This window comes from Comamonas thiooxydans (genome assembly GCF_002157685.2).
Lineage (GTDB): Bacteria > Pseudomonadota > Gammaproteobacteria > Burkholderiales > Burkholderiaceae_C > Comamonas > Comamonas testosteroni_H.
This window is the reverse complement of record NZ_AP026738.1, coordinates 5,430,270-5,457,004: the sequence shown is the minus strand read 5'-3', so window position 1 is coordinate 5,457,004 and position 26,735 is coordinate 5,430,270. Positions and strand designations below refer to the sequence as shown.

General features: G+C 64.2%; 20 protein-coding genes. 9 read left to right on the top strand and 11 right to left on the bottom strand.

Going from position 1 to position 26,735, the window contains the following annotated elements; all coding sequences use genetic code 11:
- Positions 1-3: 3 nt before the first annotated feature.
- Positions 4-693, bottom strand: coding sequence for a heavy metal response regulator transcription factor (locus CTR2_RS25360; protein WP_087084415.1), 690 nt, complete (start codon positions 691-693; stop codon positions 4-6).
- A gap of 147 nt (positions 694-840) precedes the next feature.
- On the opposite strand from CTR2_RS25360, the gene CTR2_RS25355 reads away from it, so the two are divergent.
- The 6 genes from CTR2_RS25355 (at position 841) to CTR2_RS25330 (ending at position 10,777) form a co-directional block, all read left to right on the top strand.
- Positions 841-2,103, top strand: a complete 1,263-nt coding sequence (locus tag CTR2_RS25355; protein WP_087080021.1) for a TolC family protein — start codon at positions 841-843, stop codon at positions 2,101-2,103.
- 15 nt (positions 2,104-2,118) lie between these two features.
- Positions 2,119-3,441: an efflux RND transporter periplasmic adaptor subunit gene (locus tag CTR2_RS25350; protein ID WP_087080023.1), complete on the top strand. Its 1,323-nt coding sequence runs from the start codon at positions 2,119-2,121 to the stop codon at positions 3,439-3,441.
- 144 nt (positions 3,442-3,585) lie between these two features.
- A complete protein-coding gene (locus tag CTR2_RS25345; protein WP_087080025.1) occupies positions 3,586-6,708 on the top strand; it encodes an efflux RND transporter permease subunit in 3,123 nt (1,040 codons plus the stop codon).
- A 228-nt stretch (positions 6,709-6,936) separates the two neighbouring features.
- On the top strand, positions 6,937-7,110 hold the full coding sequence (locus CTR2_RS25340) for a hypothetical protein (RefSeq protein ID WP_012840047.1): 174 nt from the start codon (positions 6,937-6,939) through the stop codon (positions 7,108-7,110).
- 25 nt (positions 7,111-7,135) lie between these two features.
- Positions 7,136-9,370 (top strand): phosphocholine-specific phospholipase C, encoded by a 2,235-nt coding sequence (locus CTR2_RS25335; protein ID WP_176391572.1) that lies wholly within the window; start codon positions 7,136-7,138, stop codon positions 9,368-9,370.
- A 75-nt stretch (positions 9,371-9,445) separates the two neighbouring features.
- Positions 9,446-10,777 (top strand): D-serine ammonia-lyase, encoded by a 1,332-nt coding sequence (locus tag CTR2_RS25330; protein WP_087080029.1) that lies wholly within the window; start codon positions 9,446-9,448, stop codon positions 10,775-10,777.
- A 13-nt stretch (positions 10,778-10,790) separates the two neighbouring features.
- On the opposite strand, the gene CTR2_RS25325 is transcribed toward CTR2_RS25330, so the two are convergent.
- The 6 genes from CTR2_RS25325 to purU all read right to left on the bottom strand — a co-directional run bounded on the left by CTR2_RS25325 (position 10,791) and on the right by purU (position 18,839).
- On the bottom strand, positions 10,791-12,053 hold the full coding sequence (locus CTR2_RS25325; protein ID WP_087080031.1) for a PQQ-dependent sugar dehydrogenase: 1,263 nt from the start codon (positions 12,051-12,053) through the stop codon (positions 10,791-10,793).
- Positions 12,054-12,067: 14 nt separating this feature from the next.
- Complete coding sequence (locus tag CTR2_RS25320; RefSeq protein ID WP_087080033.1) at positions 12,068-13,615, bottom strand: FAD-linked oxidase C-terminal domain-containing protein; 1,548 nt, start codon at positions 13,613-13,615, stop codon at positions 12,068-12,070.
- Between the two features lie 138 nt (positions 13,616-13,753).
- A complete protein-coding gene (locus CTR2_RS25315; protein WP_087080035.1) occupies positions 13,754-14,875 on the bottom strand; it encodes an ABC transporter substrate-binding protein in 1,122 nt (373 codons plus the stop codon).
- A gap of 157 nt (positions 14,876-15,032) precedes the next feature.
- Entirely contained in the window at positions 15,033-16,952 is a 1,920-nt protein-coding gene (locus CTR2_RS25310) for a UvrD-helicase domain-containing protein (RefSeq protein WP_087080037.1), read from the bottom strand.
- Between the two features lie 111 nt (positions 16,953-17,063).
- A complete protein-coding gene (locus tag CTR2_RS25305) occupies positions 17,064-17,966 on the bottom strand; it encodes a LysR substrate-binding domain-containing protein (RefSeq protein ID WP_012840040.1) in 903 nt (300 codons plus the stop codon).
- A 24-nt stretch (positions 17,967-17,990) separates the two neighbouring features.
- A complete protein-coding gene (gene purU, locus CTR2_RS25300; protein ID WP_003068559.1) occupies positions 17,991-18,839 on the bottom strand; it encodes a formyltetrahydrofolate deformylase in 849 nt (282 codons plus the stop codon).
- Between the two features lie 51 nt (positions 18,840-18,890).
- Between purU and CTR2_RS25295 the strand changes: the two genes are divergently transcribed.
- Positions 18,891-21,593 (top strand): sensor domain-containing protein, encoded by a 2,703-nt coding sequence (locus tag CTR2_RS25295; protein ID WP_087080039.1) that lies wholly within the window; start codon positions 18,891-18,893, stop codon positions 21,591-21,593.
- A 25-nt stretch (positions 21,594-21,618) separates the two neighbouring features.
- On the opposite strand, the gene CTR2_RS25290 is transcribed toward CTR2_RS25295, so the two are convergent.
- Positions 21,619-22,515: a ChaN family lipoprotein gene (locus CTR2_RS25290; RefSeq protein ID WP_087080041.1), complete on the bottom strand. Its 897-nt coding sequence runs from the start codon at positions 22,513-22,515 to the stop codon at positions 21,619-21,621.
- Between the two features lie 147 nt (positions 22,516-22,662).
- On the opposite strand from CTR2_RS25290, the gene CTR2_RS25285 reads away from it, so the two are divergent.
- The gene (locus tag CTR2_RS25285) at positions 22,663-23,763 is read left to right on the top strand and encodes an AbrB family transcriptional regulator (RefSeq protein ID WP_087080043.1); all 1,101 of its coding nucleotides are present in this window, start codon (positions 22,663-22,665) and stop codon (positions 23,761-23,763) included.
- An 8-nt stretch (positions 23,764-23,771) separates the two neighbouring features.
- A complete protein-coding gene (locus CTR2_RS25280) occupies positions 23,772-24,005 on the top strand; it encodes a hypothetical protein (RefSeq protein WP_087080045.1) in 234 nt (77 codons plus the stop codon).
- Positions 24,006-24,088: 83 nt separating this feature from the next.
- Here the strand turns inward: CTR2_RS25280 and CTR2_RS25275 are convergent, their stop codons facing one another.
- The 3 genes from CTR2_RS25275 to CTR2_RS25265 form a co-directional block, all read right to left on the bottom strand.
- A complete protein-coding gene (locus tag CTR2_RS25275) occupies positions 24,089-24,388 on the bottom strand; it encodes a BTH_I0359 family protein (protein ID WP_003068569.1) in 300 nt (99 codons plus the stop codon).
- Positions 24,389-24,672: 284 nt separating this feature from the next.
- Entirely contained in the window at positions 24,673-25,821 is a 1,149-nt protein-coding gene (locus CTR2_RS25270; RefSeq protein ID WP_087080047.1) for a DUF3108 domain-containing protein, read from the bottom strand.
- Between the two features lie 25 nt (positions 25,822-25,846).
- Positions 25,847-26,638 carry an IclR family transcriptional regulator gene (locus tag CTR2_RS25265; RefSeq protein ID WP_087080049.1) on the bottom strand — a complete coding sequence of 264 codons (792 nt, stop codon included), beginning with the start codon at positions 26,636-26,638 and terminating at the stop codon, positions 25,847-25,849.
- Positions 26,639-26,735: the final 97 nt, after the last annotated feature.

Sequence of the window (26,735 nt, the reverse complement as noted above, 5' to 3'; positions counted from 1 at the left end):
CTATCAGGCATCAAGGCGAAGCTCCAGCACATAGCCCATGCCGCGCACCGTGTGCAGCAGGGGCAGCTCGAACGGTGCGTCGAGCTTGAGGCGCAGGCGGCGCACGGCGACCTCTACGACATTGGTTTCGCTGTCGAAGTTCATGTCCCAGACCTGGGAGGCCAGCTCGGTGCGCGACAGCACTTCGCCCTGGCGCCGCAGCAGCAGACTCAGCAGATTGAACTCCTTGGCCGTCAGGTCCAGTCGCTGGCCAGCACGTGTGGCGCGGTGACGCAGCAGATCCAGTTCCAGATCGGCCATGCGCAGCACAGTGGCTTCGGGTGTGGCCGTGGCCTGCAGGCCGCGGCGCAGCAGTGCATGAACGCGGGCCACCAGTTCTGAAAATGCAAAAGGCTTGACCAGATAGTCATCGGCGCCGGCCTGCAGTCCTTTGACGCGGTCCTCCACCTGGGCACGGGCCGTGAGCATGAGCACTGGCGTCTGGCGCGACTGGCGCAGAGCCGCCAGCACGGCCAGGCCGTCGATGCCGGGCAGCATGCCGTCCAGAATGATGAGGTCGTAGGGCTGCTCGGTGGCCAGATGCAGGCCGTCAATGCCGTTGTGCGCGGCATCAACCACAAAGCCTTCCTCGCCCAGGCCTTTTTGCAAGTATTCGGCGAGTTTGGTTTCGTCCTCGATGACTAGAAGCTTCATGCGCAGATTGTCGAGCAAGTCGGTCGCTTGCGAAGATGACAAATTTGTCATCTTGAGGTCAGAACCCTGTGGGGGCCGCGAGGCTAGATTTGCTCCGCTTGCACAAGACTGCCAATGGAAGGGCAGGCATGCCGGCGGAGCATCACCATGACATTCATCACCAAGGCGGCCGCTGTGTTGCTGGGCAGCGGTTTGGGCCTTTTCGTGCCCTGTGCCTGGGCGCAACAACCTGCGCCCGCAACAGCAGCGGCAGCCGCCCCCATCAGCCTGCAGGCCGCACTGGCGCTGGCCATGGAACACAACCCCGGTCTGCGGGCGGCAGCGCAGGCCCTGGCGGCCAGCGAGGGGGCATTGATACAGAGCCGTGCCAGACCCAATCCCGAGCTGGCCTATTCGCAGGAGGACACGCGCCGCGAAACCAGGTCCATGACTCTGCAATGGAACCAGTCCATAGAGATCGGTGGCAAGCGCGAGGCCCGCATGAAGGCGGCCGGGCATGGTCGCGAACTGGCCAGGGCCGAGCTGGAGGCCGCGCAGGCCGGTCTGCGCGCCGATGTGCGCACGGCTTTTGCCAATGTGCTGGCCGGCCAGCAACGCGTGCAGCTGCATCAGAAGACGCTGGAGATCGCCAGCAGTGCCCGCGATGCCGCGGCCAAGCGCGTGCTGGCAGGCAAGGTGGCTCCGCTGGAGGAAACCAAGGCCCGCGTGGCCGAAAGCAGTGCCGAGCTGGCGCTGGCGCAAGCGCGCTCCGGTCTGCGTGTGGCGCGTCAGCAGCTGGCGGCGCTGTGGGGAGCGCAGCCTGCGGCATTTGGCAGCGCAGTGGGGGAGCTGGCGCAACTGCCTGTGCTTCCCGATGAAGGCCTGATGCTGGAAAAGCTGGAGCACTCACCGCAGATGCTGCGCGCGCAGCAGGCCGTTTTTCAGGCCAGGTCCGTCGCCGAGCTGGAGCGTGCCAAGCGCCTGCCCGACCCCAGCGTGAGTCTGGGCATGAAGCGTGCGCAGGAAGTGGGCCGCAATCAGCTGGTGGTGGGTATCTCGGTGCCGCTGCCGATCCTGGACAGCAACCGCGGCAATCAGCTGCAGGCGCTACGTCTGGCCGACAAGGCCGAGGACGAGCTGCTGGCCACGCGCCAGCAAATGTACGCACAGTTGCAGCAGCAACGCGAGCAGTTGCAGACCAGCCGGGCCCAGGCCGAGCAGCTGACGCAGCAGGTCCTGCCGGCGGCCGAATCCGCTTACGAAGTCGCTGCCAAGGGCTTTGCCCTGGGCAAGTTCAGCTATCTGGAAGTGCTGGATGCCCAGCGCACGCTGGCCGAGGCACGCAGCCTCTATCTGGAGCAACTGGTGGCCACCCATCAGGCGGCTGCGGACATCACCCGCCAACTGGGCGATGTGCCCGGTCTTGAGTAAGAACAAGCACGTATCATGAATTCCACATCCCCTAAGCCCCGCCGCACGGCGATTGCCATCGCCATCATTCTGGCGCTCGGTGCGGCCGCTGCTGCAGCCATTGTCTACGGTACGCAGCCGGCGGCTGCAAGCGCTGAAGGTCACGGTGCTGCAGAGAAGAGTCATGCCCATGAAGAAAAGAACGGGCATGAGCATGACGAAAAAGAGGGGCATGACCATGGCAGCGAGCCTGGGCATGAACAGGCAGCAAGCACCGGAAAACCCGCAGCCGAGCCCGAATCCGCTCATGCCGATGATGAGGATGAAGGCCTGCTCAAACTCGATGCCGAGCGTGCCAGGGCTGCGGGCGTGGCGCTGGCCGAGGCCGGCCCGGCGTTGATAGCCAGCATGCTGCAGTTGCCGGGCGAGATTCGCTTCAACGAGGACAGGACGGCCCATGTGGTGCCGCGGGTGGCGGGCGTGGCGGAGAGCGTGGCGGCCAATCTGGGGCAGGTGGTAAAGAAGGGCCAGTTGCTGGCCACCCTGACCAGCCCTGCGGTATCCGAGCAGCGCAGCGAGCTGATGGCAGCGCAAAAGCGTCTCGCACTGGCGCGCACCACCTATCAGCGCGAAAAGCAGCTGTGGCAGGAAAAGATATCGGCCGAGCAGGACTATCTGCAGGCCCAGCAGGCGCTGCGCGAGGCCGAGATCGCGTCCGCCAATGCGCAGCAGAAGCTGGCCGCGATCGGTGCCGGCTCGGGCTCTGCCGGGGCTTTGAACCGCTTCGAGCTGCGCGCACCCTTCGATGGGGTGGTGGTGGAAAAGCATCTTTCCGTGGGCGAGGCCGTGCAGGACAGCACGGCCGTGTTCACCATCTCCGATCTGCGTTCGGTCTGGGCCGAAATGAAGGTGGCCGCCAGCGACCTGCCCTTTGTGCGCGTGGGCGAAAAGGCCACTGTGCACGCGACGGCATTTGAATCGAAAGCCACGGGGACGGTGGCCTATGTGGGCGCGTTGATCGGGCAGGAAACCCGCACCGCACCGGCACGCATCACCCTGGACAACCCGGACGGCATCTGGCGTCCGGGTCTCTTCGTGAATGTGGATCTGACGGCATCCAGCCAGAAGGCGGCGGTGACGGTGGTCAGTGCGGCCATCCAGAAGATCGACGGCGACAAGCCCGTTGTGTTTGTGCCGGTGGACGGTGGCTTCAAGGCGCAGACCCTGAAGCTGGGCAAGACCGATGGCCAGAACACCGAAGTGCTGCAGGGTCTGAGTACAGGCCAGCGCTATGTGAAGGACGGCAGCTTCGTCCTGAAGTCCGAGCTTGGCAAGGCAACGGCCGAGCATGTGCATTAAATGGAACCCCCTGAGGCGCGGAGCGCCTTCCCCCAGGGGACGACACCCTCGCCTGGGCGGCCCCGCTGCGAGGCGGCCCTTGCTCGGTGTCTCTCCGTCAGGTCGCATATGAGCGCGGGCCCTGAATCCTGTTTTGGAGTTTGAATGTTTGAGCGCATCATCCGCTTTGCGATTGCCCAGCGCTGGCTGGTCATGCTGGCCACGCTTGCCCTGGTGGGCCTGGGTATCTACAACTACCAGCGTCTGCCCATCGATGCCGTGCCAGACATCACCAATGTGCAGGTGCAAATCAATACCTCGGCCCCCGGCTATTCGCCGCTGGAGACCGAGCAGCGCGTCACCTTCCCCATCGAGACCGTGATGGCCGGCCTGCCGGGCCTGGAGCAGACCCGCTCGCTCTCGCGCTACGGCCTGTCCCAGGTGACCGTGGTGTTCAAGGACGGCACGGACATCTACTTTGCGCGCCAGCTGGTTAACGAGCGCATGCAGCAGGCGCGCGATGCCCTGCCTGCAGGCGTGGCGCCTGCGCTGGGGCCTATTTCCACGGGGCTGGGGGAGATCTACCTGTGGACCGTGGAGGCCGATGACGGCGCCACCAAGCCCGACGGCAAGCCCTACACGCCCATGGATCTGCGCGAGATCCAGGACTGGGTCATCAAACCCCAGCTGCGCAATGTGGCGGGCGTGACCGAGATCAACTCGATTGGCGGTTTCGCCAAGGAATATCTGGTGGCTCCGCAGCCGCAGAAGCTCGCGGCCTACGGTTTCACGCTGGCCGATATCGTCGCGGCGCTGGAGCGCAACAACGCCAATGTGGGCGCCGGGTATATCGAGCGCCAGGGCGAGCAGTACCTGATCCGCGCACCGGGTCAGGTGGGTGGCATTGCCGATATTCGCGAAGTCATCGTGGGGTCGGCACAAGGCCAGCCGATTCGCGTGCGGGACCTGGCCGATGTGGGCCTGGGGCGCGAACTGCGCACCGGTGCGGCCACGGACAACGGCCGCGAAGTGGTGCTGGGGACGGTGTTCATGCTGATTGGCGAGAACAGCCGTGCCGTGGCCCAGGCCGTGCATGAACGCATGCAGGTGATCAACAAAAGCCTGCCGCCCGGCGTGAAGGCCGTGACGGTGTACGACCGCACCAATCTGGTGGACAAGGCCATTGCCACGGTCAAGAAGAACCTGATCGAAGGCGCGGCGCTGGTTGTGGCGATCCTGTTTCTGTTCCTGGGCAATCTGCGCGCCGCGCTGATCACGGCGCTCATCATTCCGCTTTCCATGCTGTTCACCTTCACTGGCATGGTGCAGATGCGCGTCAGCGCCAATCTGATGAGCCTTGGGGCGCTGGACTTCGGCATCATCATCGACGGCGCGGTGGTGATCGTGGAGAACTGCGTGCGCCGTCTGGCCCATGCCCAGGCGGCAGCGGGCCGGCCGCTGACCCGCAGCGAGCGCTTCGAGGAGGTGTTCGCTGCGGCCAGGGAAGCCCGGCGTCCCCTGCTGTTCGGCCAGCTCATCATCATGGTGGTCTATCTGCCCATTTTTGCGCTCACCGGCGTGGAAGGAAAGATGTTCCACCCCATGGCGCTGACGGTGGTGATTGCGCTGCTGGGCGCGATGCTGCTGTCCATCACCTTCATTCCCGCCGCGATTGCGCTGTTCATGGGCGACAAGGTGGCCGAGAAGGAAAACCGTCTCATGGGCTGGGCGCGGCGTGCCTATGCACCGGTGCTGGACAAGGTCATGCATGCGCCGGCCGTGGTGCTGACGGCGGCAGCTGTCATCGTCGCCCTGAGTCTGCTGCTGGCCACGCGCATGGGCAGCGAGTTTGCGCCCAATCTCAACGAAGGCGACTTTGCGATTCAGGCGCTGCGCATACCGGGCACCAGCCTGACGCAGTCGGTGCAGATGCAGATGCAGATCGAGAGCGAGCTCAAAAAGCAGTTCCCTGAAATCGAGCGCGTGTTTGCGCGTACCGGAACGGCCGAGATTGCGTCGGACCCGATGCCGCCCAATATCTCGGACGGCTACATCATGCTCAAGCCGCGCGAGCAATGGCCCGATCCGGCGCGCTCGCGTGACGATCTGCTGGCTGCCGTACAAGAGACTGTGGAAAAGATTCCGGGCAGCAACTACGAGTTCTCGCAGCCGATCCAGCTGCGCTTCAACGAGCTGATTTCCGGCGTGCGCAGCGACGTGGCCGTCAAGATCTTCGGCGATGACATGGCCCAGCTGGAGAAGTCTGCGCAGGCCGTGGCAGCCATGCTGCAGAAGATCCCCGGTGCCTCCGAGGTCAAGGTCGAGCAGACCACGGGCCTGCCCATGCTCACGGTGCAGATCGATCGCGAGAAAGCTTCGCGCTACGGCCTGAACATGGGCGATGTGCAGGACGCCATCAGCACGGCTTTTGGCGGGCGCGAGGCCGGCACGGTGTTCGAGGGAGATCGACGTTTTGCCATCCAGGTGCGCCTGCCCGAGGCCATGCGCAGCGATGTGGACGGCATAGGCCGCCTGCCGATCGCGCTGCCGCGCGGCGGCGACGGGCGTCTGGGCTTTGTGCCCCTGTCATCCGTGGCAACGGTGGAGCTGGCGCCGGGGCCCAACCAGGTCAGTCGCGAGGACGGCAAGCGCCGCATCGTGGTCAGCGCCAATGTGCGCGGCCGCGATATCGGCTCCTTCGTGGCCCAGGCCCAGCAGGAGCTCGAAGGCATTGCCCTGCCGGCCGGCTACTGGACGCGCTGGGGCGGAACCTTCGAGAACCTGGAGTCCGCCCGCAAGCGCCTGATGATCGTGGTGCCCGTGGCGCTGGCGCTGGTGTTCACGCTGCTGTTTGCCATGTTCGGCAACGTGCGCGACGGTCTCATTGTCTTCACCGGCATTCCGTTTGCATTGACGGGCGGGATTGCGGCGCTGTGGCTGCGCGGCATTCCGCTGTCCATTTCGGCGGCCATCGGTTTTATCGCCCTATGCGGCGTGGCCGTTCTCAACGGCCTGGTCATGATCTCCTATATCCGCAGCTTGCGCGAGCAGGGCATGGATCTGGAACAGGCCGTGACCGAAGGGGCGCTCACGCGCCTGCGTCCCGTGCTGATGACAGCCCTGGTGGCATCGCTGGGCTTTGTACCCATGGCGATTGCCACGGGCACCGGGGCCGAGGTGCAGCGTCCTCTGGCCACGGTGGTGATCGGCGGCATTCTCTCGTCCACGGTGCTGACGCTGTTGGTGCTGCCGCTGCTGTACAGACTCGGCTACCAGAAGCGCCAATAGCCGTGCAAGCGCCAGCGCTCTGACCGGCGTTGAAATGTCTTCTGCACAGGGCCGATGCGAATGCATCGGCCCTTTTTGCATGGCGCTTCGTGCCGAGCAAGGCCCGCGAATTCCGGGCGCTGGCGCGATGCGAGGAAACGGATTGAAACACGGACGTCATCGGCATGACATGAGCTTTTCCTAGATTCTTGCCGGTCGAAACCTGTCGACATCAAAGCGAAAGACTCCATGCAAAACAAGCGTTTGATCAAGGCGCTGGCGCTCGCCTGTCTGACGGCCGCCACGCTGGCCGCCTGTGGCGGCAGCGATGACAGCCCGCCTGCTCCCACGAACCCGACCAATCCTACGACCCCCACGACCCCCACCGAGCCGGCCAAGCCGGAGATGCGCTGTGCTCCCTGAGCGCGGTGACAGACAAGGCTTCACCATGATTTCGCGACGCAACCTTCTACAGGCCGGCAAGAACGCCGCCTTTTCCGCTGCCGCACTGGCGGCCTTTCCGCCCAGCATCCGCCGTGCGCTGGCCATTCCGGCCAACAATGTCACGGGCACGGTCATGGACGTGCAGCATGTGGTGATCCTGATGCAGGAAAACCGCTCCTTCGATCAGTACTTCGGCACCCTCAAGGGGGTGCGCGGCTTTGGCGACCGGATGACGATTCCCGTGCCCAACGGCCGCAAGGTCTGGCAGCAGGAGCGTGCCAACGGTACGGTGATCACGCCCTACCATTTGGACGGAACGGCCAACAACGCGCAGCGCGTCTCCGGAACCCCTCATTCCTGGCTGGACAGTCAGCAGGCCTGGGACAACGGCCGCATGTCGCGCTGGCCCGTGGCCAAGACGGACACCTCCATGGGCTATTTCAAGGAGCAGGAGCTGCCCTATCAGTTTGCGCTGGCCAATGCCTTCACGATCTGCGATGCCTACCACTGCGCCATGCACACCGGCACCGACGCCAACCGGTCATTCCACATGACGGGCACCAACGGTGCCATACCGCAGAACGTGGCTTTCGTGAATAACGAGTGGGATGCCATCAACGGCGTGCCTAGCGATGCCACCACCGGCTATACGTGGAAGACTTATGCCGAGCGGCTGCAGGAAGCTGGGGTGAGCTGGATCAGCTACCAGAACATGCCTGACGAATGGGGCGACAACATGCTGGGTGCGTTCCAGAGCTTTCGGCGCGCCAATCTGGCCTCAGGCTTTCCCGTCTCCAGCGGCGGCGCACCCAATGCGCCGTACACCAGCACCGGCCAGGCCTTGCCCTACCATGCCTATGACGCGGCCAGCGACAACGCTGCCAACCCGCTGTACAAAGGCGTGGCCAACACCTTGCCCGGCAACAAGCCCGAGGAATACCTGGACGCCTTCAAGCGCGATGTTCGCGAGGGCAAGCTGCCCCAGGTGTCCTGGGTCAATGCACCGTCCATCTATTGCGAACACCCCGGCCCATCCAGCCCGGTGCAGGGCGCCTGGTTTCTGCAGGAGGTGCTGGATGCGTTGACGGCCAATCCCGAGGTCTGGAGCAAGACCGTGCTGCTGGTCAACTTCGACGAGAACGACGGCTACTTCGACCATATGCCTTCGCCCTCGGCGCCATCGCAGAATGCCGACAAGACCTATGCAGGCAAGACCACGCTGCCGGAGGCCGATCTGCAGGCCGAGTACTTCACGCATGGCGCGCCGGCAGGCAGCCGCAGCCAGCCCGCCCCCGATGGCCGTGTCTATGGTCCCGGGCCGCGTGTTCCGCTGTATGTGATCTCGCCATGGAGTCGTGGCGGCTGGGTCAACTCGCAGGTGTTCGACCATACGTCGGTGCTGCGTTTTCTGGAGGCCCGCTTTGGCGTGAAGGAACCCAATATCAGCCCGTTCCGTCGTGCGGTATGTGGAGATCTTCTGAGTACCTTCAACTTCAAGACGCCCAACAACGAGACCCTGCCCGTGCTGGCCGGACGATCCACACGCGATGTTGCTGACCAGCTGCGTGCCGATCAGCAAAAGCTGCCCGCCGTGCCGGTGCCGCGCGATATGCAGCTGCCTTTGCAGGCTGGCGGTACGCGTCCGTCGCGGGCTTTGCCCTACGAGCTGCATGCCAGTGCGCGCTGCCAGAGCAACGGCCCTGTGGAGCTGGTGTTTGCCAACACCGGCACGCAGGCGGCCGTCTTCCATGTCTATGACCGCTACAAGTTGGATCGCACGCCGCGCCGCTATATGGTGGAAGCGGGCAAGACGCTGTCCGATACCTGGGATGCCGTGCGTGACAATTTCGGCAAGTACGATCTCTGGGTGCTGGGTCCCAACGGGTTTCACCGCCACTTCAAGGGCGACCTGAATCGCCTGGGCAGTGCGCAGGCTGCCCCCGAGGTGCGTGTCTGCTACGACATCGCCAATGGCAATGTCTACGTGGATCTGATGAACAAGGGTGCTCAGGCTGCGGTGTTCACCATCACACCCATGGCCTACCTGAGCGACGGCCCATGGACGGTTAGCGTTGCCGCTGCCGCCAGCGCCGAGAGGCATTGGGAGCTGAAGGCCAGCGGCCAGTGGTATGACTTCGCCGTAACCTGCAACAGCGATCCGGCGTACTACCGGCGCTTTGCCGGTCGCGTGGAAACCGGTCAGCACACGATCAGCGACCCGGCCATGGGCGAGGTATAGCGACCATGCTGCGCCTTTGCTGACCTGTCTGGCATGCACCATTGGCCCTAATATGGCGGTCTTGTATGACGATGGATGCCTGCCATGACTTTCCCTGCACTGCGCGACCTTGTTGAAGACCTGCGTCATGCCCGGCCTGCGCTATGGGCCGGGCGCAGCGAGGGTGCTCGGTCCACGCACTCTATAGACGCAGCTCAGGTTCAGCAGGCTGTACAGCGTTTTGAACGTTTTGCACCCTTGCTGGCGCAGCTGTTTCCAGAGTTGCAGGCGTCTGGCGGACGTATTGAGTCGGCGCTGCTGCTCGTGCCGCAGATGCAGCAGACTTTGCAGCTGCCCGAGCAACTGGGGCGGCTCTGGCTCAAGGCCGATCACAGCCTGCCGGTAGCGGGCTCCATCAAGGCACGCGGTGGCGTGCATGAGGTGCTGGAGTATGCGGAGCAGATCGCTTTGCAGCATGGCCTGCTGGCCGATGGCGACTATCTGCAACTGGCCTCCGACGCTGCGCGTGCGGTGTTCGCCCGGTACCAGGTGGCGGTAGGCTCCACGGGCAATCTGGGCCTGTCGATTGGCGTCATGGCTTCGGGCCTTGGCTTCAAGGCAACGGTCCATATGTCTGCCGATGCCAAGGAGTGGAAAAAGCAGCGCCTGCGAGCCCGTGGCGTGCAGGTGGTGGAGCATGCCGGCGACTATGCCCAGGCCGTGGCTGCGGGCCGCGCGCTGGCCGACCGGGATACGCACTGTCACTTTGTGGATGACGAGCATTCGCTTTCGCTGTTGCTTGGCTATGCGGCGGCGGCTCCGCACTTGGTCGCGCAACTTGCAGAGAACGGGATTGCCGTGGATGAGACGCATCCTTTGTTTGTCTATATTCCCTGCGGCGTTGGGGGGGCGCCCGGCGGCGTGGCGCTGGGTCTGCAGCAGGCATTCGGGCCACATGTGCATTGTTTTTTTGCCGAGCCCGTGCAGTCGCCCTGCTTCATGGTGGAGATGCTGGCCGGTGCTGCAGCGCTGCCTGGTCTGGAAGCCCATCCTTCGGTCTATGAGCTGGGCCTGAACAACCAGACCGAGGCCGATGGCCTGGCAGTGCCGCGTGCATCGGAACTGGCTGCCGACGTGGTGCGTGGCTTTCTCGGCGGCGTGTTCACGGTGGAGGACGAAACCCTGTTTCGCCATCTGTGCCTGTTGAAGGATAGAGAGGGGCTGCAGATCGAGCCATCGGCCGCAGCGGGCTTTAGCGGTCCGCGCGCCTTGTTGGAGAGTGTTGCGGGTCAGGACTATCTGCAGCGCCAGAAGCTGCTGCCGCACATGGCAAACGCCACACATATTGTCTGGACCACGGGCGGCCTGTTTGTCCCCGACGAGGAGTACGCGAGGTTTCTGGCGCGTGGACGCGAGCTGCTGAACTGAGCACCTTGCCTGGTTACCTGGGTCTTGGCGCCGTGCCTGCTTCACTCATCAGCATCAGCAGGCTGCGGTTGAAGTCCTCCACCACCAGCAGGCGGCCCGCATGATCGAGGCCCATGCCCGTGGGGCGGCCGCCGGGACGCAGTCCGGGCCTGGCGTCCCAGTTGCTCAGCCATTGAATGGGTTTGCCAGAGGGCCGGCCCTTGTCGTCGCGCGCAAAGCCCACTAGGCGTTGACCGTCCGCGCGTTGGCCGTGCCAGGCCACCAGCAATTGCCCGCCAAACGCGCTGCCCACAGGCGTGGCCAGCATTTGCAGTGGAGCCACGTGGGCGGGCCAAAGCATATGTGGAGCCTCGGTCTTGCTGCAGTCGAAGCGCTTTTCATAGCCCTGTGCGTTCTGGCGTGCGCCTATGCAGTAGGGCCAACCGTAGTCGGCACCCGCGCGCAGCAGGTTGAGCTCCTCGGGCGGCTGCCTGGGGTCGCGGTAGTCGATATTGTTTTCGCCTTGCCAGACGGTGCCTGCCGCAGGGCCGTCGGGCATCACGGCCAGCGCCATGGAGTTGCGCAGACCGTTGGCAAAGGGTTTGAATTCCTTGACGGGCTGCTTGCCGGCCTGCAGCACCATGCGCCAGACGGCAGCGCGCGGCATGGCCGTGCTGCGCTCGGGGCAGGGCACGGCTTGCTTCTGGTCTTCACCCCGGCAGGCATCGGTGGCCGATCCCATATTGACGTAGAGGCTGCCGTCCGGCGCAAACGCCAGCTCCTTGAGCAGGTGCGCACCGTCGGCCGGCAGGCCGCTGGCCAGCAACTCGGGCTGAGGTGCCTGTCCGAGTGAAGGCACTACAGCGCGCCATATCTTGTCGGCCTCGCCGATATAGATTTTTCCGTCCGGACCGCGCGCCATGCCCGAAGGGTAGTTGAGCTTGCTCAGCAACACTCTGGCTTCCACGGCCCTGGCCGTGGTGTTGGCATTGGCGGGAGTCGCCGCGTCTGGCGGCAGCCTAAGCTCGATCAGCTGGCCCACCTGGGGCATCCAGTTGCCCATGTCAAGCACCCAGATACGGCCCGGCTCAATCTCCAATACGCGGCGCGGAAAGCGCAGGCCATGGGCGTCGTCGGCTATCAGCCCTACACAGGTGCCCGAGGGACTGGTGATGGCCAGGCGTGGATAGATACCGCATTTGCCGGTGGAGGCATAGCCGCGTGCATGCGCACCTGGGCTGGCAGCCATGAGCAGCAGCGCAGACAGTCTCAGAATCAACCGGTATTTGCGCTGCATGGCTCTCCAGGCGGTTAAAAGCGCGGCAGATCGGGATGGGCAATCTGTCCACCGCGCACCAGCATCTTGCCGTACTCGGCGCAGCGGTTGAGCGTGGGAATCACCTTGCCGGGGTTGAGCAGCGATTGCGGATCAAACGCCGCCTTGAGCGCGAACATCTGGGCGTTCTCGGCCGTTGTGAACTGGGTGCACATGCTGTTGAGCTTTTCCACGCCCACACCATGCTCGCCCGTCACCGTGCCGCCCATGGCCACGCTGGTTTCCAGAATGTCGGCTCCGAACAGCTCGCAGCGGTGCAGTTCGTCGGGGTTGTTGGCATCGAACAGTATCAAGGGGTGCAGATTGCCGTCTCCTGCATGGAACACGTTGGCGCAGCGCAGCTGGTACTTCTTCTCCATCTCCTGAATCGCCAGCAGGATGTCTGCCAGACGCTTGCGCGGAATGGTGGAGTCCATGCACATGTAATCGGGGCTGATGCGGCCGCTGGCGGGAAAGGCGTTCTTGCGCCCGCTCCAGAAGCGCAGACGCTCTTCCTCGCTTTCGCTGACGGTGATGGCCGTGGCGCCGGCGTGGCGCAGAACCTCGCTCATGCGGGCGATCTCTTCCTCGACCTCCTCGGGCGTGCCGTCACTCTCGCACAGCAAGATGGCTTGCGCCGTGAGGTCGTAGCCGGCGCGCACAAAGTCCTCCACGGCGGCCGTCATGGGCTTGTCCATCATTTCCAGTCCGGCGGGAATGATGCCGGCCGCGATCACCGCAGCCACTGCGTCGCCCGCTTTGCGCACATCGTCGAAGCTGGCCATGATGCAGCGCGCCAGCTGGGGCTTGGGCACGAGTTTGACCGTGACCTCGGTCACCACGGCCAGCATGCCTTCGCTGCCGATCATGATGGCCAGCAGGTCCAGACCAGGGGTGTCGAGTGCATCCGAGCCGAACTCGACGGGCTCGCCTTCGATGCTGAAGCCTTTGACCTTGAGCACGTTGTGCACCGTGAGCCCGTACTTGAGGCAGTGCACGCCGCCCGAGTTTTCGGCCACATTGCCGCCGATGGTGCAGGCGATCTGGCTGCTGGGGTCGGGCGCATAGTACAGACCGTAGGGGGCAGCGGCTTCGCTGATGGCGAGGTTGCGCACGCCGCACTGCACCAGGGCCGTGCGGCTGTAGGCATCGACGTCGAGGATTTTGTTGAACTTGGCCAGCGACAGCGTCACGCCCATGGGGTGAGGCATGGCGCCGCCCGAAAGGCCCGTGCCCGCGCCACGTGCAATGACGGGCGCTCCTATGGCATGGCAGGCCTTGAGCACAGCCTGCACCTGAGCATAAGTCTCTGGCAGGCAGACCAGCAGAGGGCGCTGTCGGTAGGCCGTCAGTCCGTCGCACTCATAGGGCGTGGTGTCTTCGCTCTGATAGAGCAGGGCATGCGCCGGCACATGGGGGCGCAGTGCCTCCACCACCTCGGCCTGGCGCCGAGCACGCTCGGACGGCTCGGGCGGGTGATGCGCGGCGTTGGCTGCAGCGCTGGAGGTAGCGACGAGATCGGTAAAAGTGCTGGCGAACGTCATGCCTGCAAATGTAGGGGATGCGCCCGCGCATTGGTGTGAGCTTTATTGCAAAGCTGCTTGAAATGCTTTGCGATGATGATGATATTTGCTCTTGAAACGATAGCTTTTGACGATTGATGAATAAGACTTGGAGTTGATTTATTCCCTGAAATGGCCGCTTGCATCAATCATGGTCAACCCCACATAGCTGGAGCCGGTACGCGGCGGTGTGAAGCGCAGATGCATGGCGCCGTAGCGAATCTCGCCCATGGCGTCGAGGGCGGCAGTCAGGCTCGCACGCTGATTGGAGGGCGTGGCCTTGCGCAGCGCATCCAGCAGGGTGCGGGTGTTGAGAAAGACTTCCAGCCCCAGATAGGAGGCGGGTGGCATGCCCGGCTGGCCGACGAGTTGCTGGTAGTCTTTGATGGCCGGAATCGCGCCCTTCCACGGGCTGGGCACCAGGGTGGTGAAGGCAATGCCGCGCGTATAGGGGCCCAGTCCTTGCACCACGGCACGGTTGGCCTGGGCGGCCAGGTTGTAGAAAGGCGCCGTGACATGAGCCTGTCTGGCCATGGTGATCAGACCTATGGTGGCAGGGGCGCCCGCCAGCATGATGACGCCTTGGAGATCGGGCAGGGCGGCCAGTTGTCGGGCCAGGTCAGGGGCGTTGCTGCCCGATGCCTCCACGGCCAGAGTTGCCGCGGCCTTGAGATCATTGGCGGCAAAGGCGTTCAGGGCGATCTGCAGGCTGCTTTTGCCGAAGCTGTCGTTCTGGTGAACGATGGCGATCCGCCGCAGACCTATGGTCTGCATCTGCTGCAGCATGGCCGCGACTTCAGCCTGGGTGCTGGCGCGCAGCGGATAAATGAAACGGCCCGGCTGCTGGCGCACGCTGCCGGCTCCTGCAATCACGCCCACCAGGGCCGTCTGGCCTTGCTGTACCTCGGGTTGCATGGCTGTGCAACTGGCTGTTCCCCAGCAGTTGAGCAGGGCCAGGGCTCCTTCCTGGATCAGTTGGCGTGCATTGCTGGCGGCGCGCTGTGGCTCGTAGCCATCGTCCAGTACCTTGAGTGTCAAAGCTTTGCCGTCCAGGCCTCCCTGCTTGTTGAATGCCTCCACCTGCGCCTGCATGATGCTCATCCCTTCCTTGCCGGCCTCGGCCTGAGAGCCTGACAGCGGCAAGCTGGCGCCTATGGTGAGCTTGCTCTCCTGCGCATGCAGGGTCAGGCTGGCGGTGATGCCGGCTGCCAGCAGCCAGGCGCAGCGCAATGGTGTTTGCATGGGTCTCCTCCTCGTTGTTGTGAGTCCATGGTGGGAGGGCTGCAACAAGGGTGGGAGAGGGCAACTGTGGCTATGTCGGCTGGGGGCGACGTTATGGTGTTTTGACCCGCCTATGAGATACGGGCTTGATTTGCATCGCCTCCATAGCCTTGCATCGTCATCTGCTTTCCAGTATCCACAGGCGCTTGCTGGCGCGGGTCATGGCGACGTAGAGCATGTTGCGCTGTGGGTCGCTCGCATTGGGCGAGAAGTGCCTGGGATTGACGAATGGTACGGCCACATACTCGTATTCATGGCCTTTGCTGCGTTCTACCGTGAGCAGTTGCAAGCTGGGTTTTTCATGGCGCTGATGCTGTGCGATGCTTGACTGGACCATGAGGCTGAGACGGCCCAGGAATTCATCGACGGTAAGCCCGGCGCAGATGCGCGACAGCGCTTGCAGGCTGGCCAGACACTGGCGCAGTTCGTCCTGGCTGATGGGGGCCTGGGCGAAGAACTGTCGCAACAGAGGGTGCTGGAGCAACTGCCCCGCATCCGCGCACTGGCCGGCGGGCAAGGCCAGCAACCGGGCACAGGGGGAGTCTGGAGCGATGTAGGCGGCGAGGAAGCGGCGCATGGCGGCTTGCTGTCCCATGAGTTCTGCGGCAATGCGCAGCGTGTCGGATTCCGGCGGGGCGTCGCCCAGTGCAGTCATGTCGAACAGGCCGTTGGCCAGCAGATCCCGGTCGGGTGGGCTGGCATGGCGCACGTAACGCATCAGGCCTTCGGCAGCGCTGCTCAGAATGCCTTGCGAGAGCAGCGCGCCGCCGCTGCAGCCCTGCATGGCCCATAGCATGGCCAGCACCAGGGCGATTTCGCGGCGCTGGTAGAAGCGCTGCATGCCTTTGCAGGCATAGTGCACGCCCTCGTGGGCGAACAGCCATTCAAGCAGAACCGAATCTTCGGGCGAATGCAGGATGACACGCAACACGGCTGGCGGGTCCTGCGGTTTGCGGGGCAGGCGGGCCACGGCGGCATGAATACCCAGCAATTGCCGGGCGCAATCCTCGTCATCGCCATGGCGATGTTCGAACCAGGCCGAGGCGTTGCGGTAATGGGCGTCGAACTCCACGCCAAAGCGCTGGTTCAGTTCCTCGCAGATGACGGGGCCGAAGCGATAGGTCGTGTTGAGCGTGGCCTGGCTGGTGCCTGTGGGCAGCTCCTGCAGGATGCGCTGGGCGCTGTCGCCAAAGATGGAGGAGGCGCCCGGCAGTATGTGCTGGTTGAAGTCGCCGACACCGATGAAGCGCCCGTTGCCGCGCGCCAGATGGCGCAGCACCAGCAGCGCGGCCTCGTCCAGGTCCTGCAGTTCGTCGAACAGCACGGCTTCGAAGCGCCCCTGCAGCAGCGGGAAGCCGGCATCGAAGTCCAGTGCTGCCAGCTGGCAGGCCAGCGCGTAGGTGCAGTCGCCGGGCGCATAGAACAGCGGCTCCTGGGTGGGGCCTGCGCGCAGCCGCTCATAGCTGCGCAGCAGTCGGTACAGGCCGTAGTCCAGAGCGTTGTCGCGGCAATATGCCAGCGCGCCGAGGCCGCTGTCGTCGATGTCGAGTTCCAGCATGCACTGCTTGGCCTGGGCCTCGAAAGCGAGGAAGGCGCTGATGTCCAGAGGCCGTGCGAAGTAGTCCGCCAGCTCGGGTATGTCGAGCTCGGCATGCCGTTCGACCTCTTGCGACAGCGCTTCATGCGCTTGCTGGATAAGCAGGTTCTTTTCCAGGCTGGAGGAGAGCATGGGGACAGGGTCGCCCTGCTCTTCGAGTAGGCGGGCGCAAAAATGCTCCAGAGTGAGCAGATGCAGGCCTTCGAGTCGCACGGCGGAGATCCGGTCCAGGCGCGCCTGAATGGCCTTGATGCCGGCCTCCGAGTAGGCCAGCATCAGCACGTTGCGCGCGCCCTGGGTGCGGATCAGGTCTGCGGCCTTGATGGCCAGCGTGGTCGTCTTGCCCGTGCCGGCCAGGGCGCGGATGAGCAGCGAGGACGCTTCGCTGTTGAGGGCCTGGTTCTGGTCAAGGCCGGGGTACAGCCTGGGCTGCAGGTTCATGCCGTGAGTGCTCCATCTTCGTTATCCATCGAGCAGCCCGTGCAACGAGCTGCTCGTCGGCCAGGGGCGGCGAGCAAGAGCTGCGCCACAGCGAAGCCGCCGGGTTGCAGCTCAGCCCATGGCCTTGCGCAGCCACTCTGCGAAGGCCGCACATTCCCAGCGGTCCATGATGCCGGTTTTCCAGCACAGATAGTGTGCGTGGGGACTGGGAGCATCGACATCGAACAGGCGCACCAGCGTACCGTTCTCCAGCCAGGGGGCGCCGAGCTTGTGGCGTACCAGGGCAATGCCCATGCTGGCCGATGCGGCGTCGCACATCAGACCGATGTCGTTGAACTGCGAGCCCTCGTTGGGCTCGGCCATGTCGAGGCCGGTCGCGGCGAACCATGTGCGCCAGGGCTCCAGCGGGCTGCGCAGCAGCGGCATGCCTTCCAGGTCGTCCGGGCGCTCGAACGGGCCATGTTCGCGGATGAAGCTGGGCGAGGCCAGCGGTGTGACAGTGTCGCGGGCTAGCTCGATATGCTCCACATCGGCATAGTGGCCGGCGCCGAAGCGCACCATCAGGTCGGCGTCCTCGCCGATCACATCCAGCAGCGGAATCGACACCTGCAGCGCGATGTCGATCTCGGGGTAGGCCTCGGTGAACTGGCGCAGGCGCGGGATCAGGATCACGCGCGCAAAGGTGGGGGTGACGGCCAGCTTCAGGCGTCTGCGCCCAGGCGAGGCTGACGCTCCCGGAAAGCGTTGCAAGGCGCCCAGGCCTTCACGCACATGGGCCAGATAGGAGCTGCCGTCCGTGGTCAGCGAGAAATCCGTGCGGCCGAACAGCCGCGCGCCCAGAATCTGCTCCAGCTGCTTGACCCGGTGGCTGACGGCGCTGGGCGTGACGCACAGCTCCTCCGCCGTCAACGTGACCGAGCGCAGCCGCGCCAGAGCCTCGAAGGTGAGCAGGCACTGTATCGGCGGAATCCGCCTGGCCGTAATGCTGTTCAAGGCGCCGGGGCTGCGGGTCATATGATCAATCCCAAGCCCAGGGATTTAGCGGAACACAACGGTCTTGTGACCGTTGAGAATGACACGGCGCTCGCTATGCCACTTCACGGCACGGGCCAGCACCTGGCTCTCGGTGTCGCGGCCACGGGCCGTCAGGTCTTCCACGGTGTCGGTGTGGTCGGCGCGTGCCACGTCCTGCTCGATGATCGGGCCCTCGTCGAGGTCGGCCGTCACATAGTGGGCTGTGGCGCCGATCAGCTTCACGCCGCGGTCATGCGCCTGGTAGTAGGGCTTGGCACCCTTGAAGCTGGGCAGGAAGCTGTGGTGGATATTGATGGCGCGGCCGGACAGCTTTTTGCACAGGTCGTTGGACAGCACCTGCATGTAGCGCGCCAGCACCACCAGCTCGGCGCCTTCCTCCTCGATGATCTCGTACTGGCGCTCTTCGGCCTGGGCCTTGGTCGCGGCAGTCACGGGAATGTGATGGAAGGGGATGTTGTAGCTGGCCGCCAGCTGATAGAACTCGCGGTGGTTGCTGATGATGGCCTTGATCTCGATGGGCAGCAGGCCCGACTTCCAGCGGAACAGCAGGTCGTTGAGGCAGTGGCCTTCCTTGCTGACCATGATGACGGTCTTGATGCGCTCGGCCTTGGAGTGCAAACTCCACTGCATTTGATATTGATCAGCTAATTCGGCAACGGATGCCTTTAAAGAGGCGGCGTCTTTGCCATCGCAGGCAAACTGCACGCGCATGAAGAACAGACCGGTTACCGGGTCGTTGTACTGCGCTGCTTCTTCAATATTGCCGCCTTGTTCAAGCAAGAATCCGGAAACGGCATGCACCAGGCCCAGTCGGTCTGGGCAGGATAAAGTCAAAATATAGGCTTGGGTCATAGCTCGGCAATTGTCGCAGCAAGGCGAGGACCCTGCGGACAAAGGAAATTCATGAAAAGCGAGGAGGGGCATTCTCCGCTCACACCCTGGGTGATTGTCACCCTCTATTTGTGCGTGGGGATGCTTTGGTTGGGGGCGCAGGCGGGCGTGCTCGGCTATTTTGATGTATCGCTGAATCGACAGTCGCTGCGTTGGCAGATAGGCCTGTTCATTGTTTGGTTGCTGGCGACAGCGCTGGTTGCACTTTTGTTCATGCAGCGCAAGGCGCGCGCCGACCAGCGTGGCCGGGAGACGGCGCAGGAGCTGGAGCTGGTGGTGCGTCACGCACCGGCCGGCATGGCTCGCGTGCATGTGGGCGGGGCCGAGATTGTCTGGGCCAATGCCAAGCTGGCGGGTTGGCTGGGGCGCAGTGTGGAATCGCTGCGCGGCCAGGATTTCCGGGTGCTGGTGCCGGTCCATGACCGGGACGAGGTGGTTCTGCAGCTGCAGCGCCTGCTGGACGGCAGCACCGACTACTTCCAGGTGCTGCGCCAGTGCGTGCATGCCGAAACCGGCAAGGTCACGCCCGTGCTGTGCACCACCAGCCGCGTGGCGGCTTCGGGTGTGGGCGGGCCGGTGGCCCTGGTCTGCGTGCTGCAGGATCTCAGCGAGATGGTGAGTGCGCGCAACGCCATGATGCGCAGCGAGACCATGCTGCGCCTGGCGCTGGAAGGCAGCGGCAATGGCGTGTGGGAGTGGGACGCGCTCGAGCAGCGGCTGAACTTCTCCACGGGCATGAGTGCCTTGCTGCGCTATCAGGGCCAGGATCTGGCCCGCGAGTTCGATTTCCATCAGCGCCTGCACCCTGAAGATGCCGCAACGGCGCGTGCCCAGGCTGAGCAAGCACTGGAGCAGGGCAGCATGCTGGTGCTGACGGCACGTCTGCTGTGCTTTGACGGTCTGTATCGCTGGTTCCGCGCACGCGGCCAGGCCTACAAGGACGAGAGTGGACGCCTGATACGGATTTCGGGCCTGCTCTCCGACCAGACTGCGAGTCGCGAGGCCGATGAGCGCAGCCGCCTGGCTTCCACCGTGGTGGACAACACCATCGAGGGTGTGGTGGTGACCGATGCACACAGCCGAATTCTCTCGGTCAACCACGCGTTCACGAAGCTGCTGGGCTTCAGCGAAGCGGAAATGTTGGGCAAGACGCCGCGCATGTTCAAGTCCGGCCGGCATGACAAGGCCTTTTATGACGCCATGTGGGCCAGCATGCATGCCACAGGGCACTGGCAGGGCGAAATCTGGAATCGGCGCAAGAATGGAGAGGTCTTTCCCGAGCGCATGTCGCTGAGCGCGGTCAAGGATGCCAACGACAAGGTGACGCATTACGTCTGCATGTTCACCGATATCTCGGCCGAGAAGGCGCGCGAGCAGCAACTGGAGTTTCTGGCCCATCGCGACACCTTGACCGGTCTGCCCAACCGCTCTCAATTCACGCGCATGCTGGGCGAGGCGGTGGAGTTGAGTCAGAGCACCAACCGTCGCATGGCCGTGCTGCTGTTCAATATCGACCGTTTCAAGGACGTGAACGACAGCTATGGTCATTCCATCGGCGACGAGGTGCTCAGGCATGTGTCTGTGCAGATGCAGGGCGCTTTGCGACACGGTGACATCATTGGCCGCCTGGCGGGCGATGAAATCTGCGTGGTGGCGCAATCCATTTGCGGCCGCGACAGCGCGGTGGACGTGGCCGAGCGCTTGATGGCAGCAGCCGGCCAGCCCTGGACCACGCCAGATGGCCTGTCGGTGGTGGTCAGCGTCAGCGCAGGCATCTGTCTGTATCCCGACCATGCATTGACAGCCGACGATCTGCTGCAGGGCGCCCATGCTGCGGTGTATGGCGCCAAGGCCAGAGGCTCCAATGCCTGGTGCTTCTTCCATGAGAACATGACCCAGGCCGCCCGCGAGCGTCTGGCGCTGGAGGCTCGCCTGCGCCGTGCGCTGGAGCTGGGCCATATGCGTCTGTATTACCAGCCGCAGATCGATCTGGCGACGGGGCGCGTGGTGGGGGCTGAAGCCTTGTTGCGCTGGCTGGACCCAGAGGAAGGCCTGATCTCGCCGGCCCGTTTCATTCCCGTGGCGGAAAACTCGGGCGTTATCGGCCCGCTGGGCCTGTGGGTGCTGGGTGAGGCCTGTCGCCAGGGCCAGCAATGGCGCGCTGCCGGTCTGCCCGATCTGACGATTGCGGTCAATGTCTCGCTGCATCAGTTCTTGCTGACCGATATTGCCGGGGCTACGGCCGATGCGCTCAACAAGTCGGGCTTTCCGGCCAGCCTGCTGGAGCTGGAAATCACCGAAAGCGCACTGGCCGAAAAGCCCGAAGAGGCGTTGGCCGTGCTCAACCGTCTGCGCGAGCTGGGCCTGCGCCTGGCCATCGATGACTTTGGCACCGGCTATTCCTCGCTGGCGCACCTCAAGCGTTTTCCGCTCGATCTGCTCAAGATCGACCAGGGCTTTATCCGCGACATTCCGCACAGCGCGGACGATATGACCATCAGCAGCTCGGTCATTGCCCTGGGTCATGCCATGGGTCTGAAGGTCCTGGCCGAAGGCGTGGAAACCCAGGAGCAGCTGAGCTTCCTGCAGCAAAAAGGCTGTGACTACTTTCAGGGCTATTTCTGCAGCCGGCCCTTGCCGGCCGAGGACTTCACGCGCCTGCTGGAAAAGACCCGCGAGGGTCAGTCGCTGGTGGCTGTCGCGACCGCGGGCTGAGGATCACAAGCGCTGCAGCAGCCCGTCAAGACTTGGGCGCGGGTCTGTTTTTCCATTGATCGCGCAGTTGCTGGCATTGATCCTCGGAGGCGTTGCCCTCCAGTGTCAGCTGTTTGTCTGCTTTCATCGTGATGGCAGTCTGCGCTTTGTCTGATTGGGCTATGGCCACTTTTTGCTTGAAATCGCCGGGCAGCCAGGTCGGCACGCCGATATCGCTGCGCACATGGCCGCGGCCCGCCACCAGCAGCACGCTTTTGCCGGGCTGGCCCAGCTCGCGCACCGCTGTTTCAGTCACCCTGGCCATGGCTTCGTCGCGAGCCAGCTGAATGCGGGCCATGGGCGCGAACTGCGATTCGGGCAGCAGGCCGCAGTGGCCATCCTTGATGGCGTCGAGCTGCAGCTGCCAGCCCGCAGCCGGCAGGTGTGCGTCGTAGCGGGACTCGCCCATGGCCTGCTTCATCCGGGGGCGCGGCAGATTGCCGCCGAGCACGGGCACGCCGGCTTTCACGGCAGCCATCACCACCGGGCCATAGTCCTGCCAGGGCCAGCCGCCCGGGCCGCCGCCCTGGGCCCATTGCAGCGCGGCCTTCACTTCCTCGTCGCTGGCCGATGCCGGCAGACTCCGGGTGCTGCCGCCTGCGGGGGCCATCTCGACCACCAGGGCTGCGAGCCTGCCTTGCGCTGCCAGGTGGCGCACGGTAGCGGCTTCCCACTGATGATGGGCGATCTGGTCATGCTGCTCGCCGAGCAGAATGACCGGTGTTCCGGCCCACTGCCCCAGTGTCTGCTGCCATTCGGTGTCGGAGGTCAACTGAGCGCTTTGATGGGCGCAGCCGCCCAGCAGCAGGGCGCTGGCTAGAGCTGTCAGGGCCAAAGGATTGAAACGCTGGCGCGGCTGCGCCGCAGAAATGAAAGTCCACATATGAGCTGATTGCGTTCGTCTGAGACGGGGCATGGCTTCGTAGCTGTAGATTTCGTACCGGCTTTGCCCACCGAGTTTTGCCGCGATACTGCGGGGCATTGCCCCTGTCGCGCGTCCATTGTCGTGCCTTGCCGGATTCCCGTGCACATGTCCGTATTGCTTCCCCCCGCGTTTCTGGCCCGTGTGGCCGCCACCCTGCTGCTGGCCTGGCTGGCCGCCCAGCTCTGTCTGATGCTGCATACGCCGCTGCCCTGGATGCTGGGGCCGCTGATTTCCATCTCCCTGCTATCGATTGGTGGAGCGCCCACCCAGAGCTGGGCCAGGTTGCGCGATCTGGGGCAGTGGACGATAGGCGGCGCGCTGGGCCTGTACTTCACGCCTGCAGTGACCGAACTGGTGGCCGGCCTGTGGTGGGCGATTGCGTTGGCCATTGCCTGGGCCTTGCTGCTGGGCTGGGGCTTCGGGCGCTGGCTGTATCGCGTGCAGGCAGCCTCCATGCTGGCGCAACCGGGCATGGACGAAGAGCGCTTGCGCGCCACGACCTATTTCTCGGGCGCGATAGGCGCAGCCTCGGAGATGACGCTGCTGGCCGAGCGCGAGCATGCACGCACCGATCTGGTGGCCGCGGCGCATAGCCTGCGGCTGGTGATCGTCACGGTGAGCATTCCTTTTGCCTTGCAATGGGCGGGGCTGCAGGGCGACCCCGGCCTGACGCTGCCCAGCGTGCGCAATGTGCAATGGCCGGGCTTTGCCTGGCTGGCGCTGGCCACTGGCGCCGGGGCATTGCTGATGCTCAGGCTCAGGCGTGCGAACCCCTGGTTTCTGGGCGCTCTGGCCGTATCCATGGGCCTGACCATGGCAGGCCTGGAGCTGTCCGCCGTGCCGCAATGGCTGATGAATGCCGCCCAGCTGGTGATCGGCGTCAGCCTGGGGGTGCGCTTTCGCCGTGAGTTCCTGCACACGGCGCCGCGCTGGCTGGGCATGGTGGCGCTGGGTACCGTGGGGCTGATGGCGGTTTGCGCGGGCTTCGCCTGGCTGCTGCACGGTGCCACAGGCCTGCCCTGGGTCACCTTGCTGCTGGGCACATCGCCGGGTGGCATTACCGAGATGGCCATCACCGCCAAGGTGCTGCAGCTGGGCGTGCCCGTGGTCACGGCCTTCCAGGTCTGCCGGCTGATTGCCGTGCTGTTGCTGGTGGCGCCGCTTTACCGCTGGCTGAGCAGTGCGCCGCCGAAGACGCAGCCATAATCCGCAGCATGCCAAAGCGCTGGAAGCTCTGCCTGATCATCAGTGTCTGCGTGGGCCTGCTGCTGGCCGGACTTCTGATGTGGATGGCCTGGGACCACAATCCCCAATGCGAGATTCACTGCGCAGGGCAGGGCATTGACTGGGGTCACTGGCTGACGCTGGGCGCGGCAGGGTGGCTGCTGGGTTTTTTCGGCTGCATGCTGCCTGCCAGCGTGTTGATGCTGTTGTGCAGAAAGTCATAGCAGCTCACGATTTCCTGATAGGTGCTGCAGCGTTATTCAGGCATCAAAAAAGCCACTCTTTCGAGTGGCTTTTTGCAAGGTGTTCAGTGAATGATGACCGGCTGCTGGGCCAGGCCCGTGTAGGTGTCGAGAATTTCCTCCACCTCCTCCTCGGTGGGGGCGTCCTGCTGCCAGGCGAGGATCTGCTTCTGGAACATTTCGGCCCAGGAGCCATCCAGATACACCTCCTTGCCCGAGCGCTTGTCCACGATTTCAAAGCCGTGGCGCGGCAGTTGGTGGGCTTGCTCGGTCTCGGCCTTGGCTTTGCCTGCCGGAACGTCTGCCTCCATATCGGGACGCAGATGGAGCACCGCAAAGGATTCAGAGTCGTAAAGCATTTGCATGGTGTTCCTCCTTTCACTTCCGTTATGAGCATGCCTGCCATGGATATGGCGACAGGGTGCCGCATTTCAAGGTGGAAATGCCTGCTCTTGGCACTTGGGCACAGTATTCCATGGATTTGACATGGTTGTGGGCAACCGGCTTTCCCGATCTGTAGTAGGCAAGTCCTTGAATGGCGCGACAGCGTTCAGCCCGAGCCGATGCAGGTTACAGGCCTTGACTGGGAGGTGAGTGAACGCTTGGGGCGCGGTGCTCCCGGGGTTTACGCCAGGGGGCGGCATGGAGGCTATTGCGGCGCGGGCAGATATTTCTTGAGCTGCAGGTCGACAAAGTCGTCCTGTCCCTGAGTGAGCTTGATGCGCACGGGCAGGTATTGCATGGACGGAGCCAGCCAGACCGAGCCGCGCTGGTCGCTGCTGCTTTTGCCGGGCAGTTTGTCCAGGCGCAGCGCCATGACGCTGCCAAACGGCAGCTCCAGCGCCTCGCTGGCACCCACGCGGAACTGCCAGCGCACGGCCGAGCGTGCGCTGCTGGTGGTCAGCTCTATCAGCGTGCCTGGTGGATATTTCTCGGGGGCGGCAGCCATCAGGGCCGAGAGCTGCAGAAACACGCTGAGGCGGTCCTGCACTCCATCGCCGATGGCCGCATCGGTCTGGCCGCCGCTGTAGTGCGCCTTGCCACTGGCCACATCAAAGGCGGCGGACTGGGTTTTTCGCCCCTTGTCGCTGAAGTTGAGCGGTTGCAGGCCCTTGGGCGTGATCAGCCCCTCGCTGGTCTGGGCGCGCTCGCCGAGCAGGAACATGCTGATCGACTGCCTGGCCTGGTAATACTGGCCGTCATGCTGCCATTGCAGCTGGGCGCCGGCCGAGTATTGAAAACCCTTGACCTGACCCGAGGCATTGAACTCCAGCGTGGCGGAGTTGGGCAGGGTGACGGGCAGCACGGAGCCAGGTGGCAGCGGTGCGCTGCCTGCGGGCGTGACCTGGATGGGGCGGGCCGTGTCGGCACCATTGGCTTCGGGAGGCTCGGCCATGGGCTCGGGAGCCGGCTCTGCAGCAGCAGTGGGCTGCTCCGTATTGACAGATGCTTCTGTTTCAGGAGCTGCTTGCGCTTGTGATTCCTGAGTTAGAGGCGGATTTGGTGCTGACTCCTGTTCGTCCGGGATGGGGGCAGGAGCCGGTACTGGCGCCCGGGGCGAAACCCGGGGCTTAGGAGCGGCAGGCGGCGCAGCCGGCTTGGGAGCGGCAGGCGGTGGCGGCGGAGGAGGGGGCGCCTGCAGCATGCGCGTCTCCATCACGATCTGGGCGTCCGCCGCTTGGTCCGGTGGGCTCAGTTCGGGCAGGCCCCAGAGCAGCAGCCCGTGGGCTGCCAGCACCACGCCGGTGATGGGCAGCAGTGCTTTGCGTGTCTGGCTTGCCTGAGGGGTGCGGCCCATGAGCGTGGATCGGAGATTGCGGGTTTCAGTGGCTGGGATCGGCGCGCCAGCCCAGATCGCTGGAAAGCTGGCGGGCGGCAGCCTGCAGTGGCGCGTCTATGGCTCCACCATAGTCCGGGTCGAAAGTCGCCAGCGAGCCCAGGGTCATCAGACCCAGCACGATATGGCCGGATGCGTCGAAGACCGGCACGCAAAAGGCCACGATGCCCGGCAGCACGGTGTCGACCACGCGGGCCGTGCCGCGCGTACGGACCTCGGCCAGCATGTCCGCCACGGCCTCTTCGGTCTGGGGCAGGTCCTGACGTCTGGCCTTGCGTGCACGCTCGATCTCGGGCTCCAGCAATGCGGCCGTAGCCTCGCGCGGCAGCCAGGCGCCGAAGCAGCGCCCCGTGGCCGAGGCCAGCATGGGCATAACGTCGCCCAGACGCAGGTTGGCGGTGACGGATTGCGCCGATTCCTCCCAATGCACGATGGTCGGGCCATGGTTGCCCCAGACGGCGATGGCCAGTGTGTGGTTCAGTGTCTCGAGCAGTGCCGGAATGCGCTCCCGTGCCAGACGCACCGGGTCGAGGCGGGCCAGCGATGCCAGGCCGATCTTGAGCGCCGCAGGGCCCAGGTCGTAGCGCGAATTGCGCTCGTCCTGCGTCACCAGACCGATGCGCTGAAAGCTCACCAGATAGCGGTGAGCCTTGGCGGCACTCATGCCGGCGGCAGCGGCGACATCCTTGAGCATCAGCGGGCCGCTGGCCTGTGCCAGCGCTTCGATGAGGGAGAAACCCACTTCGACCGACTGAATCCCTGCGCGTTCCTTTTCCATTGCAATAGAATCGTGTTTTGTTTAGTTAAATCAATTTAACCAATCGTAATTTTGGCTAGCGTTGTCAGGCATTGTGCCAGCACCGCTGCCGTGAGCA